Genomic DNA, 16,635 nt, shown 5'->3' on the forward strand with positions numbered 1-16,635 from the left:
TCGCGGCCGTCGACGCCGTGCTGTTCGTCACGCCCGAATACAATCGATCCATACCCGGCGGGCTGAAAAACGCAATCGACTGGGCGAGCCGCCCCTACGGCACCAATTCGTTCACACGTAAGCCATCAGCGGTGATCGGCACGTCGCCGGGCGCGATAGGCACAGCAGTCGCCCAGCAGAATTTGCGCAGTGTGCTCAGTTTCTGCAACTCTCCCCAGATGAATGCCCCGGAAGCCTATATCCAGTTCACACCGGGGCTGATTACCGATGACGGTGAGGTCACCAACGACACCACCGCCGATTTCCTTCGCACTTTCATGCAAGACTTCCATGTCTTCATCGCAAGGGTTCGCTCCGTGCTGCCGAAAGATGCCTAGCGCATCGGCCCAAAATCGGAATCGATTTTCGGAAGCACGATGCGTAGATTCAAACATCCTTCGCGGCGGATGCCATCAGTTCGCACGCAACCGGAAACGGCAGGCGCAGTGCGCCAGCTTCCGTTTCCGCTCGCCAAGCTGTGACCTGGCGTTTTGCCGCCGACGCTTAAGCATTTTTGCCCGGCACTAGCGCCATGGCTGATGAGGGTAGGCCTCGTCGGCGGCATGTCAGAAAAAGACCAGCAGAGAACGAAACACATCACATCCTGACGTCACCGACGACTGGATGTTCAAGAACAGGATCCGTACGCGCGGCGAGGCAAGGCGTTATACTTGTCGCGACAGACGGGCACCAGCATCCACCCTTGGTAAGGGTGAGGTCGGTGGTTCAATCCCACGCGGCAGCACCAGCTTTTCCCGGAAAAAAGTTCTTCGCGATCCGTCCCATGATAACGCGTGGTCATACCTGAGGCCCTTGCTCAACTCCTTGTGATCGAACCCTCCCCGCGGACTGCGGTTCTATGATTAGGCAATCACGGAGGACGCTCTCATGTTTATTCGTCTCATCGCGGGTTCGATCGTGGCGGCTGCCGTCGCAACCACTGCCTTCGCACAAACGACCGGCACCCAAGGAGGGTCCGGCAGCGGAACCACGATAGCTCCCAATCTCAACGATACCGGCTCGGGCACGACAACACGCACGAATCCCGGCATCTCCAACAGCACGATCAATCCCGGCGCCGTCGATCTGAACAGGAGCGGCAGCACGGTCAACCCAAGCGGCGTCAACCCTGCAATCCCGTCACCGTCGACGACATGCACGAATTCAGCAGCAGAGCAGGATAGTGCGGCAACAGGGACCTCCGGGCTCGGCTGCCCGCCTCTTCCTCGATAAGGACTGGCGACACGCCAATCTGGCTGCAGGGCGCGCTGATTGCAAAAACGAGCGGTCATCCGATAAACGTGATCCGCTCGCCGGCGCCATTCTGTCATCAAATTCAGTCCGGTTTCACGCCTCCACGCCCGTCGCGATCAAACCCGATTGCCGACAATAAATAACCAGCTAATATAACCCATGTGTGCACAGCCCTTGCGAGGGGAACGCAACGGGCTGGATGTGCGTTTTGGCGTAAACACCGGAGGAATACGCCTATGGCAACGGAAAGATGGGACAATCCAGTCAAGGTCGGCTTCGAAAACGCCGATGCGCGGACTGTGAACGGCCCGTTCGATGCATTGAAATGCCTCACCGATCTTTGGCCCGCAACGCGCGGGCTTCGCTATCTCAAGGCCCGCAGCGCCTGCCGCGCGGCATTGGATGGACGCAAGACCGCCGAGGAAGCCCGCGCCGAGTTTCTGGCAGCGGCGGAAGAAGCCAAGCTGAAGCTGCACTGACGAGCGCGACAGGCGCTTGCGGCATCAACCGGAACATGCTTCTCCGTGCCGTTTTGGCACGGCCGACTATTTTCATTAACTGTTGAACCAGGATAGGCTGGAAACCCATTTTAAAGCGGTTGCGCGTCTGCGGCCGCCGCCAATAGAACGTCGCAGCCATCATGATGATGGTTAGAGGCTCGTTCCCTCTGCTCCAAGCAGGCGAGCCTCGTCCGAGCGCCATCACGCAGACACCCCATGGCTATTTTTGTTTTTCAGCAGCCACTGTCGTTTTCCATTTCGACATAGCCGACGCCGATGATGGTGCCGTCCGGGGCACGGATGAAGGATGGCAGATAATGCGCTTCGGCCGGAGTACAGCCGGGCGCGGCCGTATATTCATTGAGTGCAATCTGATCCTGCGGCAGCGCAGAATAATAATTGATACCGATTTCGAGCGCAGCGGACGCCGATGTGGCAAATGCGGCAGATGCAACAAGAACGGCGCCGCCGCCCAGATGGAATATCATCCTCATAACAGTCTCCAGCGTTGAAATTCAGACGATCAAACACATAAGATGCAGTTTTTGTTCCAGTTTTTTCTTGCGCATTTTCGTAAGAATCTTTCGGAACTTTTCCCGCTAGAGAAAGTTTAATTAAATTAGTCCGGAATCACGTCATTCAAAGTAGACATTGCTATGAGAACACTGATGCTTGTCATTATTGCAGCGATGGTCGCGTCGATTCTCAGTATCCTGGTGATCAAACCTTTCGACAAGGGCGCGGGAAAAGACGACACGCCGGCGGCGACCATCCAGCAGCCGGAACCGAACTGACGGTCACCGCCGCAGCAGCCGGCTTTTGACATAGCCTTTGCCTACGATGTCCTCTGCAATCTCCGCAGCGCGATCCTCGTCGCCTTTCCGACGGACGAAGCCTTCCAGAACGACATAGCGGCCGAGAACCGCAACCGTGATTTCGCCGGCGTCCAAGTCGTAGGCGGCGCGGAGGGCGCTTTCCACCGACGCTTTCGTGGCTGAACTGCTATGCCCCTCATTGCAGCAACTCTCATATTCCTTCCAGGTTTCGAGCCGAAGTACCACGGCCGCTGCCTCCACCACAGGATCATGCCGTTAACGCTCCAACCCGGCTTTTCGTTGCGTGCCCGGGGTAGCTCATTGGGAAACAAGCATAATCTCGGAACTGCCCTTGGCGTGCACTGGCAGGTTGCCCATATGCGATGGATCGGTAGCCGAGGGTGGTTCAATGAAAGTGATCATTTCTGCTTTTCTCGCGGCGGTTCTGCTCTGCGCTTGCACGTCCTCCGGCACATCGGAGCCCACGCCCATTCCTGGCAGCCTGACGTATGGCGGGCAGCCGCGAACGAAACTGGCCAAATCGCCCATCGGCAGCGCCATCTACAACAATTTCAACGATTCAAGCGGCAACCGGGTCGAGGAAACATATATCCTTCAGCCGGATCGCAGTCTCAAGCTCATGCGGCAGCAAGTCATGTCAATCCACTGAAGCGCGCTTGACAGGAATCATTATCGAGAACATTCAAGGAACACCTAATCTGTCCGTGCCGTAACGGCGCGCGGACACCAACGGACGGCTGGATGTATCTCGAAAAGCTCAATCCACAGCAACGCATGGCGGTCGAACACGGCACGCTTGCCAGCGGCAGCCATGTCGCCGGCCCGCTGCTCGTCATCGCCGGCGCGGGGTCCGGCAAGACCAACACGCTGGCGCACCGCGTCGCGCATCTGATCGTCAAGGGCGCCGACCCGCGCCGCATCCTGCTTATGACTTTCTCCCGCCGGGCGGCCGGCGAGATGGCGCGCCGCGTCGAGCGCATCTGCACCCAGGTTCTCGGCAGCAATTCCGGCATCATGGCCGATGCGCTGGCCTGGAGCGGCACCTTTCACGGGATCGGCGCGCGGCTGCTTCGCGACTATGCCGAGCAGATCGGCGTCGACCCCGCCTTCACCATCCACGACCGCGAAGACAGCGCGGACCTGATGAACCTCGTTCGTCACGAGCTCGGCTTCTCGAAGATGGAAAGCCGCTTCCCGACCAAGGGGACCTGTCTTGCGATCTATTCCCGGGCCGTGAATTCGGAAACGGAATTGCCTCTGATCCTGCGTGACGCCTTCCCCTGGTGCGCTGCATGGGAAAAACAGCTCCGCGAACTTTTCGCCGCCTATGTCGGGGCCAAACAGAACCAGAACGTCCTCGATTACGACGACTTGCTGCTCTACTGGTCGCAAATGGTTGCCGAACCAATGATCGCCGAGGATGTCGGCGGCCGCTTCGATCATGTGCTCGTCGACGAATATCAGGATACGAACCGGCTGCAGGCCTCGATTCTGCTTGCTTTGAAGCCTGAGGGACAGGGGCTGACCGTCGTCGGCGACGATGCGCAGTCGATCTATTCCTTCCGCGCCGCCACAGTCCGCAACATCCTCGATTTCCCGGCCTTGTTCACCCCGGCAGCCAGCATCGTGACGCTCGACCGGAATTACCGGTCGACGCAACCTATTCTCGCCGCGGCCAATGCCGTTATCGATCTCGCCTCGGAACGTTTCACGAAGAACCTCTGGACGGAGCGGCAATCCGGCGAACGCCCGCGCCTCGTCACCGTGCGCGACGAGGCCGACCAGGCCCGATATGTCGCCGACAAGGTGTTGGAGAACCGCGAAGAGGGCACGCGGCTGAAAAGCCAGGCCGTGCTCTTCCGCGCCTCGCACCATAGCGGCGCGCTGGAAATCGAGCTCACGCGCCGCAACATTCCCTTCGTGAAATTCGGCGGCCTGAAATTCCTCGATAGCGCGCATGTCAAGGATATGCTGGCCGCGCTCCGCTTTGCTCTCAATCCGCGCGACCGGGTTGCCGGCTTTCGGCTGATGCAGATCCTGCCGGGCGTCGGGCCTTCGACGGCCCAGCGGGCGCTCGACCAGATGGCGGAGGACCCGAACCCATTGCAGGCGCTCGCAGCCATGTCCGCTCCGCCGCGCGCCGGCGAGGATTGGGCCTCGTTCGTTTCGGTCATGCAGGAGCTGAAGACCGGGAAAGCCGGCTGGCCCGCCGAAATCGGCCTGGTCCGGGAATGGTATCAGCCGCATCTCGAGCGGCTGCACGAGGACGCCGCAACGCGTCAGGCCGATCTCCTGCAACTCGAGCAGATCGCCGGCGGCTATCCCTCGCGCGAGCGCTTCCTGACCGAACTGACGCTCGATCCTCCTGACGCGACCAGCGACCAGGCCGGCGTGCCGCTGCTTGACGAGGACTATCTGATCCTTTCGACCATCCATTCCGCCAAGGGCCAGGAGTGGACCAAGGTCTTCATGCTGAACGTCGTCGACGGCTGCATTCCGTCGGACCTCGGCGTCGGCACCAGCGCGGAAATAGAGGAGGAGCGGCGCCTGCTCTATGTCGCGATGACGCGCGCCAGGGACAATCTCGATCTCGTCGTCCCGCAGCGTTTCTTCACGCATGGGCAAAACGCGCAGGGCGACCGGCACGTCTATGCCTCGCGCACCCGCTTCATCCCGGCGACGCTGCTGCAGTTTTTTGAAGTCTGCGGCTGGCCGCAGGGCAAAAGCGAGAACGCTTCGGCGCAGCAGGCGCGCCAGATTCGAATTGATGTCGGCGCTCGCATGCGCGGCATGTGGCGCTAGAGGGCAAGAGGGCTACTGGGCGGTTTGAGGAACGGCGCGATCACCTCTTCATTCACCGCCTCGATGGTCGCGGGCAACCATTTTGGATTTCGATCCTTGTCGATCACCGCCGCCCGCACGCCTTCATAAAAATCCGCGGACTTCAATGTTTGCAGGCCAGCACCTAGCTCGCGGTTCAGGCATTCGGCGAGGCTTGCGCTTCGCCGCCCCTCCCTCAGCAGACGCAGGGTCAGTTTTAGGCTCGTTGGCGAACGCGTCTGCAGGGTGTTCCGTGTCTTGGCGGCGAATTCGCCTTCGTCAGCGGCAAGCGCTTCCAGAATCTCTTCGACGCGATCGAAACAGAAGGCATGGTCGATCGACGGACGAATGGCCTGCAAGCGGCTTTCGCCCGGCTTGCCGGAAAGATGTTTCAGCAGCGCATCGCAAGCTACCGGCGACGAGCCGGCCGGCATCCGCGCCAACGCATCGATGACATCTGGCAGCCGCGACGACGGGATCTCAAAATCGGCAAGGCCGGCATAGATGGCGTCGGCCGCATTCAGCTCCTGCCCGGTCAATCCTGCCCAGGTTCCCGTTTCGCCGGGCATGCGCGGCAGCAGCCAGGTCGCTCCGACGTCCGGGAAATAGCCGATGCCGGTCTCCGGCATCGCAAGCCTCGTCCGCTCTGTCACGATGCGGTGCCGCCCGTGTGCGGAAAGGCCGACGCCGCCGCCCATGGTGATGCCGTCCATCAGTGCGATATAGGGTTTGGCGTAGTTTGCGATGCGGTGATTGAGTGTGAACTCCTCGCGCCAGAACGTCTCGGCGACGTCGGTATTCGAACGCCCGCTTTCATGCAGCACGCGAATATCCCCACCGGCGCAGAAGCCGCGATCACCCTCGCCGGTCACCGCCACACTTGTGATGCCGTCGTCCTCCGCGAACTCGTCAAGTGCGGTCTCGATCATGCGCACCATGTCGAGTGTCAGGCTGTTCAGAGCTCGCGGCCGGTTGAGCCGGATGATGCCCGCCGTGCCGCGCCGTTCGATAATGACTTCGCGCTCGTGATTGTTCTGCATGTCCGCGGTCCGCCCTCGATTAACCCTCCTATCAATAAACAGGCGGGCCGCTTCATTCCAGTGGACTTTGCGTCAACAAAGACCAGTCAGAAGGATGCGGCGGCAAGCGCGCGGCGCATTTCGTGCAGATCCTCGACCCGACGCGTGATCAATTCCAGTTCCCAATCCAGCGCGCTACGGACGATCGTCTCCAGTGAGTCGTATTTTGGCGTCCACTCCAGCATGCGATGCGCCAAGCTAGCGTCGGCGACGACGCTTGCGGCATCGCCTGGACGGCGGGGCGCCATATGGATCTTGAACGCGTGACCATGCAGGCGCGTCACCATGTTCAGCACATCCAGCACCGAATAGCCCGAACCATAGCCGCAATTTGCCACCAGCGATCCTTTACCCCTGCGCAGGTGCTGCAGCGCCTTGAGGTGAGCCTGAGCGAGATCGGTGACATGGATATAGTCGCGCACGCCGGTGCCGTCATGCGTCGGGTAGTCGATGCCGTAGACATGCACGCTGTCTCGCCTGCCGAGTGCGGCCTCGCAGGCGACCTTGATGAGATGCGTCGCACCGCTGGTGGATTGTCCGGCTCGCCCGTGCGGATCGGCACCCGCGACGTTGAAATAGCGCAGCGCCACATAGTCGAAATCATAGGCCGCAGCAGCATCGCGCAGCATGAATTCGGTCATCAACTTCGATTGGCCATAGGGGTTTTCCGGATTGAGCGGCGCGGTTTCCTTCACCGGCTCTGACCCCTTCTGCGGACCGTAGACCGCCGCCGTCGATGAGAAGACGAAGTGGCGCACCCCGGCAGCGATCGCCGCGCTCATCAGCGCACGCGTCTTGCCGGAATTGTTGTCGTAATAGGAAAGCGGATCGGCAACCGAGGCCGGAACGACCGCGGAACCTGCGAAATGGATGATCGCCTCGATATCGTTCTCGATGAAGATCGTCTTCAAAACCTCGGCATCGGCGACATCTCCTAGGTAGAAGCGCGCCGCTGGCGCGATCGCCCAGCGAAAGCCGGTGGAAAGGCGATCGAGGACGACGACGTTCTCGCCTGCATCGAGCAGTGCCCAGACCATGTGGCTGCCGATGTAGCCGGCGCCGCCCGTCACCAAAATTGCCATGTCCCCGCCCCCTTTTTCTATCGGACAGGGGTATCTGACGCGGTTATTCCTTTCAGATTTTCTTATCGAGTGCCCGTTCTGGCACCTTTGGACCAGTAAGTTTGATGCTGTGGTTAGAGGCTGATTTCCACCTTTGCTACAATTTTAGCGAACTATCGTTTCGGGCATCAAAAAGGCCCGGCAGCGAGGCCGGGCCTTGGTGGTCAGAGCTTCAGAATGTAATCGCAGAGCTTGTCGGCTGCTGCGTTGACCTGCTGCGGATCGCGCAGGAAGCAGGCTCGCAGGAAGAGTTCGCCGCCTGCGCCGAAGGCGGTACCGGGCGCCAGGCCAACGCCTGTTTTGTCGACGATATCCAACGCCGCCTTGCGGCTGTCGGTGACGCCGTCGATCTTCAGGAAGGCGTAAAGCGCACCATCCGGCTTCAACGTCTCGACGCGGTTTGTGGCCATTAGCGCATCACAAAGAATGTCGCGGGAAAGTGCCGCTTTCCGGACATTGGCCTCGACGAACCCGTCGCCTTCGTTCAGGGCTGCGACCGCACCCTTCTGCATGAATTGCGCAACGCCCGAGGTCGAATACTGGATCAGGTTTTCAAGCACCTGCCCCGTTTCCGGCGGCGCTACGATCCAGCCGACGCGCCAGCCGGTCATCGACCAGTTCTTCGAGAACGAATTGACGAACATGATCTTGTCGTCGGGCGCCATGACGTCAAGGAAAGAAGGTGCCCGCCCGCCGGCATAGAAATAGCGGGCGTAAATCTCGTCCGCCATGATCCAGAGATCGTGCTTGCGGGCGAGGTCGAGGATGTCCGCGAGGTCTTTTCTTGTCGCGGTCCAGCCTGTCGGGTTGGATGGCGTGTTAACGAAAAGCGCTCTTGTTTTCGGCGTGATCGCCTCACCGATACTGTTGAGATCGACCGCCCATTTGCCACCTTCGAACTGTAGCTGGACGCCGACCGAACGGGCTCCGGCAATTTCAAGTGCGGCGGCGATATTCGGCCAGGCGGGCGTCAGATAGACCAGCTCGTCTCCCGGCGAGGTCAGCGCCTGCACAGCGATCTGGATCGCCTGCATGCCCGATCCGGTCACATAGAAATGCTCCCTCGGCAGCGTGACGCCGAAATGCCGGGCGTAGTAATCCGATAGCGCCTGACGAAGCTCCGGAATGCCGCGCTGCCACGTGTAGAAGGTCTCGCCGTCTGCCAACGCATCCATTGCCGCCGTGCTGATGAAGTCCGGCGTCGGAAGATCGCCCTCGCCGACCCAGAGCGGCAGCAGGCCGTCGCGGCCACGGGCATAATTGACGACTTCGACGATCCCGCTTTCTGGCGCCGAAACGGCGCGCGGGCTGAGGCTATTCATAATCGACATGAAGATCTCCGGTTTTCGCCTTCATAAAGCAAAACCGGAGACGAATCCCATGAGAATGCGTGATGCGGGATCGATTTTCGTCATGAATGAGCCCTGTTAAATGCAGAGCTCCGAGCCCGATCAAACTGCCGGGCGCCTGGCCAGCAGATCGCGGATTTCCGTCAGGAGCGCGACATCGGCCGGCGGCGGTGCATCTTCCGCTGCCTTTTGCTCGTTGCGCTCTACTTGTTTGCGCAGCATGTTCACGCCCTTGATCATCAGGAAGATGATCCAGGCAAGGATCAGGAAATTGATGACCACGGTGATGAAATTGCCATAGGCGAAGACGGCGCCCTGCGCACGGGCGGCGGCAAGCGTCGGCGCGTTGACCGCAGATGAAAGTCCAACGAAGTAGTTGGAAAAATCGAACCCGCCGAACAGGGCACCGACGATCGGCATGATGATATCGTCGACCAGCGATTTGACGATGCCGCCGAAAGCACCGCCAATGATGACGCCAACGGCAAGGTCCATGACGTTGCCTCGGGCGATAAAGGCCTTGAACTCATTGAGCATCCGATCTGTCTCCCTCTGATGTACCCTGACGATAGTCCGTTGTTTTTATTAGCTACATCTCTTGATTGATTATTCAATTGCAAAATTGAAACAGCCGGGGTCTTCCCGCATCTTGGACTTAATGCCTAGATCATCGCAATTTCCAAGTCAGACGATTTCCCTTAGTCTTGATGTCTTCTGGGAGAACCGGCGGATCGTGCGCCGGCGGAGGGTCAATGCTGCCAGGCTGGGTCATCATCGCTTTTGCCTTCGCCTACCTGCTGCTGCTGTTTGCGGTCGCAAGCTATGGCGACCGTAGAAGCCAGAAGCTGGGCATACCAGACGGTGGCTGGCCGGTCGTCTATGCGCTCAGCCTTGCGATCTACTGCACGTCCTGGACCTATTTCGGCAGCGTCGGGCTTGCCTCTCAGCGCGGCCTGGAATTTGCCGGCATCTATATCGGCCCGATCCTCGTCTTCACGCTCGGCATGCCGGTGCTGCGCCGGATCATCGAGCTTGCAAAGGCCGAAAAGCTTACCTCCGTCGCGGATTTCATCGCCGCCCGCTACGGAAAGAATCCGACGGTCGCGACGACGGTGGCGCTGATCTCGCTGGTCGGCACAATTCCCTATATCGCACTGCAGCTGAAGGCGATCAGCAGCACCGTGACCGCAATCGTCAATCCGTCGGATTACGGCATTGGCAGCGGCAATCTCTACTTCCTCGACCTGCCGCTGATCGCGACCTTGGTGCTTGCCTGTTTCGCCGTCATGTTCGGCACGCGGCATACCGATGCGACCGAGCACCAGGACGGCCTGATCCTCGCCGTTTCGATGGAATCGCTCGTCAAGCTCGTCGCCTTCCTAACCGCCGGTATCTGCGTCGTCTGGTTCCTGTTCGACGGGCCTGCCGATCTTTGGCGGAAAAGCGTGGACAACGAGTTGGTCAACGCAACCCTTGACTTCCGGACGCCGGTCAGCCGCTGGATCACGCTGATCGTGCTGTCGGCCTTTGCGATCATCTTGTTGCCGCGCCAGTTTCACGTCACCGTCGTTGAAAACCGCTCGGCGAAGCAGCTGCGGCTCGCGGGCTATCTGTTTCCGATCTATCTCGTCGCCATCAATCTCTTCGTACTTCCGGTGGCAATCGGCGGCCTGCTGATCTTTGGCGGCGCGGGCAACGCCGATTTTTACGTACTGTCGCTGCCCATTGCCGGCCAGATGTGGCTGGTCTCGCTGATTACCTTCATTGGCGGTTTTTCGGCAGCGACAGCAATGGTCATCGTCGATTCCGTCGCGCTTTCGATCATGGTGTCGAACGACATTATCATGCCGATCTTTCTGCGCCGGAAGCTCGCCGGACGTGCCGGCCAGCGCGACAATTTTGCGAAGAGCCTCCTCAACATCCGCCGCAGCGCGATCTTCGCTGTGCTTCTGCTCGGGTACGCCTATTACCGATCGACTGACAGCACGGCGGGCCTCGCCTCGATCGGTCTTCTGTCCTTCGCCGCGATCGCCCAGATCGCGCCTGCGCTTTTCGGCGGCCTTATCTGGCGGCGGGCGAACGCGCGCGGCGCCATCCTCGGCCTGACGTCCGGCTTCGTTGTCTGGTTCTACCTGCTTTTCCTGCCTTCGCTCGGCGGGCCGGATTATTCCTATGTCGCCTCCGCCTTCCTCAGCTTCATCTTCCCGGGCACGGCGCTCTTTGCATCGGTGAACGCCGATCCGCTGGTCAACGCCACGGCGATGAGCCTGCTCATCAATACCGGCTTCTTCATCATCGGCTCGATGACGCGCAACGCTCGTCCACTGGAGCGCATCCAGGCCGGCATCTTCGTGAAGCGGCAGTCGCGCTCGCAATTTGCGACCCGCGGATGGAAGACCCGCATCAGCGTCGGCGATCTGAAAACGGCAATCTCGCGCTACCTCGGCGAAGAGCGCATGCAGCGGTCGCTTGCGACATACGAACAGAATTCCGGCCGCAGGCTGGAGGACGACCAGCCGGCCGACATGGCGCTTATCCATTTCACCGAACAATTGCTCGGCAGCGCCATCGGCTCCTCCTCCGCGAGGCTGGTACTTTCGCTGATCCTGCAGAAGACGGAGGACGCGTCCGCCGATACGGCTTGGCTGCTCGACCAGGCAAGCGAGGCGCTGCAATATAATCAGGACATGCTGCAGACGGCGCTTTCGCAGATGGACCAGGGCATTGCCGTCTTCGACAGCTCCAATCAGCTGACGATCTGGAACCGTCGCTTCCGCCAGCTTCTCGACCTGCCGGAAGATGTCGGCCGTGTCGGCTTTCCGCTTTCGGAGATCGTGGCAATCTTGAGCCAGCGCGGCGACATCCCGGCTGCCGAACTCAGCCAAACCGTCCGGCATTTTCTGACGCTCGACAAACCCTTCTCCCTCGTTCTCGGCGGCGGCGAGCGGATTATCGAAGTGCGGTCCAACGCCATGCCGGACAAGGGCATCGTTGCGACCTTTACCGACATTACCCAGCGCGTGGCGGCCGACCAGGCGCTGAAGCAGGCGAACGAAACGCTAGAGCAGCGCGTCGCCGAGCGAACGGCGGAACTGACGCGCGTCAACCGCGAACTTGGCGAGGCGAGGGCGGCCGCCGACGAGGCGAACATCGGCAAGACCCGTTTCTTTGCCGCTGCCGGCCACGACATCTTGCAGCCGCTGAATGCGGCGCGGCTCTATTCCTCCGCCCTCGTCGAGCGTATCGCGCAGTCCGAAAACGGTCCGATCGTGCGCAATATCGATTCCGCGCTGGAATCAGTCGAGACCATCCTGGGTGCCGTTCTCGATATCTCGAGGCTCGACACCGGTGCCATGCGGCCGCGACTGACATCCGTGCCGCTTGCCGGCCTGCTCGCACGCATCGAGACCGATTTCGCGCCGGTTGCCCGGGCGAAGAAACTGAAACTTGTCATCATGCCGACATCGCTAAAGGTCCGCTCCGACCCCAATCTGCTGCGGCGCCTCGTGCAGAACCTCGTTTCCAACGCCATCAAATATACGTTGACCGGCAAGGTCCTCGTCGGAGCCCGGCGGCGGGGCAACCAGGTGGTGATCCAGGTGATGGATTCGGGCATCGGCATTCCGCCTTCGAAATTCCGCACCGTGTTCAAGGAATTCGCGCGGCTCGAGGAAGGCGCGAAGACGGCCTCCGGCCTCGGGCTCGGCCTTTCGATCGTCGACCGCATCGCCCGCGTCCTCAACCATCCGGTCGAGTTGCATTCGACGCATGGCAAGGGCACCGATTTCCGCATCGTCGTGCCGCTCGATGTTTCGAAAGTGAGCGAGACCTCTCCTTCCCACGCGCCGGCCGATCGTGTTCCGCAGCCCCTCAAAGGTCTCAGGATCCTCTGCATCGACAACGAAGCGAAGATCCTCGAAGGCATGCGCCTCCTCATTTCCGGCTGGGGCTGCGAGGTGGAGGCCATCCACTCCCTTGCCGCGGCCTCGACCTTCGGCACGCGTCAACCCGCGCCCGATCTCATCATCGCGGACTATCATCTCGGCGACGGAACTGGGATTTCCGCGATCCTGAATTTGCGGGAGCGCTTCGAGACCGATCTTCCGGCGCTGCTGGTGACCGCCGACCGGACACCGGAGGTCAGGGTGGAGGCGGAGCGCCATGGCATCGCCATCCAGCACAAGCCGGTGCGCCCGGCGGCGCTTCGCGCCTTCATCACGCAGATTTCCGGGCTGAAGCGTGCCGCGGCGGAGTGATCTCCATGACGCCGTTCACCAAGTCGCGGACGCGGTCGACCGAGGGCGCGTTGCCGAAGAGAATTCGATACATGATCGGCGAAACGACACGGTCCATGACGGCGTCGACCTCCGGAAAACTCTCGCCGCGAGACGCGGCGCGCGCGGCGATCATTTTGATCTGCTGCGTCGTATAGCCGCAGCACTGGTAAGCGCCGGTGCCGCCCTGTGCGGCGAGCACGTCGCGGATCATCTCACGGCCCGGGCCTGACGACATTTCCTCGGAATATTGCTCCGCCCAGGTCTGCAAGTCCTGCTGCGCGCTGCCGGTGTCGATCGGCTCCATATCCGGACGCAAGCGCTCAACGGCAACGTCGGCCAGCAATTCCTGCAGGTCGCCCCAGCGGCGATAAATCGTGGAGGGCGTCACGCCGGCTTCCGCAGCGATCAGCGGGACGGTGACCTCCGCACGATCCATCTTCGAAAGCAGTGACCGCACGGCTTTATGGACCGACGCCTGGACCCTTGCGCTCCTGCCTCCCGGACGCGGGCCTTCCTTTCCTGCCATGCCTTCAACCCACCTTTTCCACCCGGCGCTTATGGTTCAAAAACTTTGATAGCACCATTAACGCAAATAATTTGCTTTTAACGCGGCATCCCCTACATCAGGCAAACGCAACGATTTAGCTTTAAGGGGTATATAGATGTTCTCGGTCAGCAAATCCAGAGAGACTGCCGCTTCCCCGAAAAACCCCATCGCCTTCCATGCCGTGACGCTCGCCACCTTCTTCGGCGCGTCGGCAGCACCGACGCCGCTTTACCGGATCTACGAGGAGAGCTTTGCGGTTTCGCCGGTGCTAATCACGGTGATCTTCGCGGTCTATGCCTTCGCGCTTCTGGCGGCGCTGCTGATTGCCGGGTCGATCTCCGATCATCTCGGCCGCAAGCCGGTGATCTTCGGCGCGCTCACCATGGAGATCGCGGCAATGGCACTGTTTACGGTAGCAAGCGGACCGGGCTGGCTGATCGCGGCGCGGATCGTGCAGGGGCTTGCGACCGGCATTGCGGGCGCCTCGATCGGGGCGGCACTTGTCGACGTCGACCGGGTAAAAGGCCAGCTCGTCAATTCGATCGCGCCACTTTCCGGCATGGCGGTCGGCGCGGTCGGCACCAGCGCGCTCATCCAGTACGGCCCCTTCCCGCTGCATTTCGTCTACGGCCTGCTGCTTGCCGCCTTCGTGGTCCAGGCGCTGGCAATCTGGCTGACGGCGGAAACCGGCGGCACGCGGCCGGGCGTCATCGGCTCGCTGAAACCCCGTATCGCGATCCCGGCGCAGGCGAAGCGGCCACTGGCACTCGTTACGCCGATCAATATCGCCAACTGGACGCTCGGCGGTTTCTACCTCTCGCTTGTGCCTTCCCTCGTGGTCTCGACGACCGGCAGCCGGGCGCCGCTGACGGGCGGAGCGGTGGTGACGGCATTGATGCTTTCGGGGGCGGCCGCCGTCTTCCTGCGCCGGGCCAAAAGCCCGCGGGCGAACCTCACCTTCGGCGTTTCGGCGACAACGCTTGGCATTCTGACAGTCGTCGCCGGCGTGCATCTGACGAACGTGCCGGTGCTGATCCTCGGCACGCTTTTCACCGGCATGGGCTTCGGCACGAACTTCCTTGGCTCGGTCGGAACCATCCTGCCGCTTGCCAAGCCCGACGAGCGCGCCGGACTGCTTTCGGCCTTCTACATCCAGAGCTACCTCGCCTTCAGCCTGCCCGCAATTCTCGCCGGCTTCCTGGCAAAATCGATCGGTTACGCGCCGACGACCGATATCTATGCGACGGCGATCATTCTGGTCAGCCTCGCCGGGCTGATGGCCGTGCGCGCCGAACGGGCAAAGACTGCCGTGGCCTGAGCCCCTGCGCTTCATGCGCTACCGCCCAGCATGTTGAAGATTGACAATTATCGCTAAACGATTATCGTTAAATAGTACTTGCGAGGCAGGCGGAGCGTTCGGCCTGGAAGCGTAGACTCTGATTTTCCTCAATATTTCAAGGGAAAGGCGAAGCTATGATGGGATTTATCAATGGCGCCGTTGAGGCTCTGGTCACCGATCTCAGCAATGCAATTTCTAGCAATCACCAGTTCGCTCTCAACGATGCAGTCGTTGACGCGTTCGCGGAGTTTGAAGCGTCCTGCCGGATTCGTCCAGCAATCATCGACTATATCGAATCGAGGGTTACATCGACAAATAATGAGATACGGTTTTCCAGCAAGCAACTCCAATTGCTGATGCTGTCCATCATCGCAAGGTCGTCATCGACGTACGGAACTATCCCCGGAGTAGTAAGTCACCTAGCTCTAATCGGAGAGCATGAGGATGCAGCCATTTTGAATGAGAATGCCAAGAACGAGACGGGCGACCGTAGCAATACACCGCATCCAGTGTTGCTGTACGATTGCTTCAAGGTCATCGGCGAGGCGTTCTCGATCCCCTATTTGACGCCGGCTAGCTATCACATGCTGCGTCTCATTCTTATCGGGCGGAGCAAGCGCCCCGAGAGAGATTTGTTTACAGTCCCGGGTGTTAAACACTATCTGTTGGAGCAGGATTTATATGTCCCGCGCCATAGGGACGAGGACGTTCACGTTGCCCTTCAATACTGCAACATCTCGACACCGAACATCGCACTCTTGCATTCCGATATTCTAAAAATGGAATCTCGGATGGAGGATGGCACAGAGGCGCCATCCGGCAGAAATCCCTACGACAAGTTGTGGCTTACGGTCAGGCGATTGGAATTGGCAATGAGGGAGGCCAGCTCGGTTGACGAGCACGAAACACATCGATTGTCGTATATCGGTTCCTGGGGGCAGGTGGTTGACCACCTTGTAAGCGCGATACCCGAAAAAAATCACCATCGTGCGCGAGCTTGGGTTGAGGCGCACAACGACGAGATTGCCGGACAAGCAGTGGGATGGTCGGGTGCAGCAGAAGAAGGGCATGCTGAAGACGCCCGCGAGCAGGCTGTTCAGATGATGAAAACTTTGCGCCCGACGACCTTTGCGTCAGCGCTGAGCGAGGTCACGCTTCTCAATAACTTGAGGCTCAAATTCTGGGTTAGCGTTGTTGAAGGTTTGAGTGCGTTGGAGGTTGATGGATCAAACGACGATCGTCTCAATGGTAAATATGTTGGAATACAAGCGTTGCAGCCCGGATCCGCACGGCCGAGTAGTTCTATCGTCTTGCCATGTAGAAAGCGTGGAGCGTGGAATTGATCGCTCTCAAATTATTTGTGACGCCAGCATTAATGCTGGCCGTCACGCTCGCAGCAAATCGCTGGGGCAGTTTCGTGGGAGGCATTCTGGCAGGAATGCCTCTAACATCGGGGCCGATACTTCTTTACCTC

Annotated in this window: 16 protein-coding genes; 9 read left to right on the top strand and 7 right to left on the bottom strand. The window is 60.2% G+C overall.

The window, feature by feature from the left end; genetic code table 11:
• The 3 genes from BN1800_RS09400 to BN1800_RS09410 all read left to right on the top strand — a co-directional run.
• Positions 1–377, top strand: a 377-nt coding sequence (locus BN1800_RS09400; protein ID WP_086996755.1) for an NADPH-dependent FMN reductase, incomplete at its 5' end; no start/stop codon positions are given.
• A 550-nt stretch (positions 378–927) separates the two neighbouring features.
• Entirely contained in the window at positions 928–1,272 is a 345-nt protein-coding gene (locus BN1800_RS09405; RefSeq protein WP_086996758.1) for a hypothetical protein, read from the top strand.
• Positions 1,273–1,529: 257 nt separating this feature from the next.
• The gene (locus tag BN1800_RS09410) at positions 1,530–1,772 is read left to right on the top strand and encodes a DUF982 domain-containing protein (RefSeq protein ID WP_027513344.1); all 243 of its coding nucleotides are present in this window, start codon (positions 1,530–1,532) and stop codon (positions 1,770–1,772) included.
• Between the two features lie 254 nt (positions 1,773–2,026).
• Here the strand turns inward: BN1800_RS09410 and BN1800_RS09415 are convergent, their stop codons facing one another.
• Complete coding sequence (locus BN1800_RS09415; RefSeq protein ID WP_027513343.1) at positions 2,027–2,287, bottom strand: hypothetical protein; 261 nt, start codon at positions 2,285–2,287, stop codon at positions 2,027–2,029.
• Positions 2,288–2,461: 174 nt separating this feature from the next.
• On the opposite strand from BN1800_RS09415, the gene BN1800_RS43405 reads away from it, so the two are divergent.
• On the top strand, positions 2,462–2,587 hold the full coding sequence (locus tag BN1800_RS43405; RefSeq protein ID WP_260307628.1) for a hypothetical protein: 126 nt from the start codon (positions 2,462–2,464) through the stop codon (positions 2,585–2,587).
• Positions 2,588–2,590: 3 nt separating this feature from the next.
• Here the strand turns inward: BN1800_RS43405 and BN1800_RS09420 are convergent, their stop codons facing one another.
• Positions 2,591–2,854 carry a BON domain-containing protein gene (locus BN1800_RS09420; protein WP_027513342.1) on the bottom strand — a complete coding sequence of 88 codons (264 nt, stop codon included), beginning with the start codon at positions 2,852–2,854 and terminating at the stop codon, positions 2,591–2,593.
• A gap of 163 nt (positions 2,855–3,017) precedes the next feature.
• Between BN1800_RS09420 and BN1800_RS41975 the strand changes: the two genes are divergently transcribed.
• A complete protein-coding gene (locus tag BN1800_RS41975) occupies positions 3,018–3,278 on the top strand; it encodes a hypothetical protein (RefSeq protein ID WP_086996761.1) in 261 nt (86 codons plus the stop codon).
• A gap of 92 nt (positions 3,279–3,370) precedes the next feature.
• Positions 3,371–5,431, top strand: a complete 2,061-nt coding sequence (locus tag BN1800_RS09430) for an ATP-dependent helicase (protein WP_086996764.1) — start codon at positions 3,371–3,373, stop codon at positions 5,429–5,431.
• On the opposite strand, the gene BN1800_RS09435 is transcribed toward BN1800_RS09430, so the two are convergent.
• From BN1800_RS09435 to mscL, 4 genes are all read right to left on the bottom strand, one after another.
• Positions 5,428–6,489, bottom strand: coding sequence for an enoyl-CoA hydratase/isomerase family protein (locus tag BN1800_RS09435; protein WP_086996767.1), 1,062 nt, complete (start codon positions 6,487–6,489; stop codon positions 5,428–5,430). The two genes, BN1800_RS09430 and BN1800_RS09435, sit on opposite strands and share 4 nt — an antisense overlap.
• An 86-nt stretch (positions 6,490–6,575) precedes the next feature.
• Positions 6,576–7,610: a UDP-glucose 4-epimerase GalE gene (gene galE / locus BN1800_RS09440; protein WP_027513338.1), complete on the bottom strand. Its 1,035-nt coding sequence runs from the start codon at positions 7,608–7,610 to the stop codon at positions 6,576–6,578.
• 203 nt (positions 7,611–7,813) lie between these two features.
• Complete coding sequence (locus BN1800_RS09445; protein WP_086996770.1) at positions 7,814–8,980, bottom strand: pyridoxal phosphate-dependent aminotransferase; 1,167 nt, start codon at positions 8,978–8,980, stop codon at positions 7,814–7,816.
• 120 nt (positions 8,981–9,100) lie between these two features.
• Positions 9,101–9,535: a large conductance mechanosensitive channel protein MscL gene (gene mscL / locus BN1800_RS09450; protein WP_027513336.1), complete on the bottom strand. Its 435-nt coding sequence runs from the start codon at positions 9,533–9,535 to the stop codon at positions 9,101–9,103.
• 215 nt (positions 9,536–9,750) lie between these two features.
• On the opposite strand from mscL, the gene BN1800_RS09455 reads away from it, so the two are divergent.
• On the top strand, positions 9,751–13,254 hold the full coding sequence (locus BN1800_RS09455) for a hybrid sensor histidine kinase/response regulator (protein ID WP_086996773.1): 3,504 nt from the start codon (positions 9,751–9,753) through the stop codon (positions 13,252–13,254).
• Here the strand turns inward: BN1800_RS09455 and BN1800_RS09460 are convergent.
• A complete protein-coding gene (locus BN1800_RS09460; RefSeq protein WP_086996776.1) occupies positions 13,214–13,801 on the bottom strand; it encodes a TetR/AcrR family transcriptional regulator in 588 nt (195 codons plus the stop codon). The two genes, BN1800_RS09455 and BN1800_RS09460, sit on opposite strands and share 41 nt — an antisense overlap.
• Positions 13,802–13,937: 136 nt before the next feature.
• On the opposite strand from BN1800_RS09460, the gene BN1800_RS09465 reads away from it, so the two are divergent.
• Positions 13,938–15,140, top strand: a complete 1,203-nt coding sequence (locus BN1800_RS09465; RefSeq protein ID WP_086996778.1) for an MFS transporter — start codon at positions 13,938–13,940, stop codon at positions 15,138–15,140.
• A gap of 155 nt (positions 15,141–15,295) precedes the next feature.
• Positions 15,296–16,504, top strand: a complete 1,209-nt coding sequence (locus BN1800_RS09470; protein ID WP_086996781.1) for a hypothetical protein — start codon at positions 15,296–15,298, stop codon at positions 16,502–16,504.
• The last annotated feature ends 131 nt before the right edge of the window (positions 16,505–16,635 follow it).

It is taken from the genome of Rhizobium sullae (assembly GCF_900169785.1).
GTDB classification, from domain to species: Bacteria; Pseudomonadota; Alphaproteobacteria; order Rhizobiales; family Rhizobiaceae; genus Rhizobium; species Rhizobium sullae.

What these genes read in the sequence shown, in the direction of transcription:
- BN1800_RS09445 (WP_086996770.1), bottom strand. Translation starts at nt 8,980, where the DNA reads ATGTCGATTATGAATAGCCTCAGCCCGCGCGCCGTTTCGGCGCCAGAA.
- BN1800_RS09435 (WP_086996767.1), bottom strand. Translation starts at nt 6,489, where the DNA reads ATGCAGAACAATCACGAGCGCGAAGTCATTATCGAACGGCGCGGCACG.
- BN1800_RS09470 (WP_086996781.1), top strand. Translation starts at nt 15,296, where the DNA reads ATGATGGGATTTATCAATGGCGCCGTTGAGGCTCTGGTCACCGATCTC.
- mscL (WP_027513336.1), bottom strand. Translation starts at nt 9,535, where the DNA reads ATGCTCAATGAGTTCAAGGCCTTTATCGCCCGAGGCAACGTCATGGAC.
- BN1800_RS41975 (WP_086996761.1), top strand. Translation starts at nt 3,018, where the DNA reads ATGAAAGTGATCATTTCTGCTTTTCTCGCGGCGGTTCTGCTCTGCGCT.
- BN1800_RS09465 (WP_086996778.1), top strand. Translation starts at nt 13,938, where the DNA reads ATGTTCTCGGTCAGCAAATCCAGAGAGACTGCCGCTTCCCCGAAAAAC.
- BN1800_RS43405 (WP_260307628.1), top strand. Translation starts at nt 2,462, where the DNA reads ATGCTTGTCATTATTGCAGCGATGGTCGCGTCGATTCTCAGTATCCTG.
- BN1800_RS09405 (WP_086996758.1), top strand. Translation starts at nt 928, where the DNA reads ATGTTTATTCGTCTCATCGCGGGTTCGATCGTGGCGGCTGCCGTCGCA.
- galE (WP_027513338.1), bottom strand. Translation starts at nt 7,610, where the DNA reads ATGGCAATTTTGGTGACGGGCGGCGCCGGCTACATCGGCAGCCACATG.
- BN1800_RS09430 (WP_086996764.1), top strand. Translation starts at nt 3,371, where the DNA reads ATGTATCTCGAAAAGCTCAATCCACAGCAACGCATGGCGGTCGAACAC.
- BN1800_RS09410 (WP_027513344.1), top strand. Translation starts at nt 1,530, where the DNA reads ATGGCAACGGAAAGATGGGACAATCCAGTCAAGGTCGGCTTCGAAAAC.
- BN1800_RS09455 (WP_086996773.1), top strand. Translation starts at nt 9,751, where the DNA reads ATGCTGCCAGGCTGGGTCATCATCGCTTTTGCCTTCGCCTACCTGCTG.
- BN1800_RS09460 (WP_086996776.1), bottom strand. Translation starts at nt 13,801, where the DNA reads ATGGCAGGAAAGGAAGGCCCGCGTCCGGGAGGCAGGAGCGCAAGGGTC.
- BN1800_RS09415 (WP_027513343.1), bottom strand. Translation starts at nt 2,287, where the DNA reads ATGAGGATGATATTCCATCTGGGCGGCGGCGCCGTTCTTGTTGCATCT.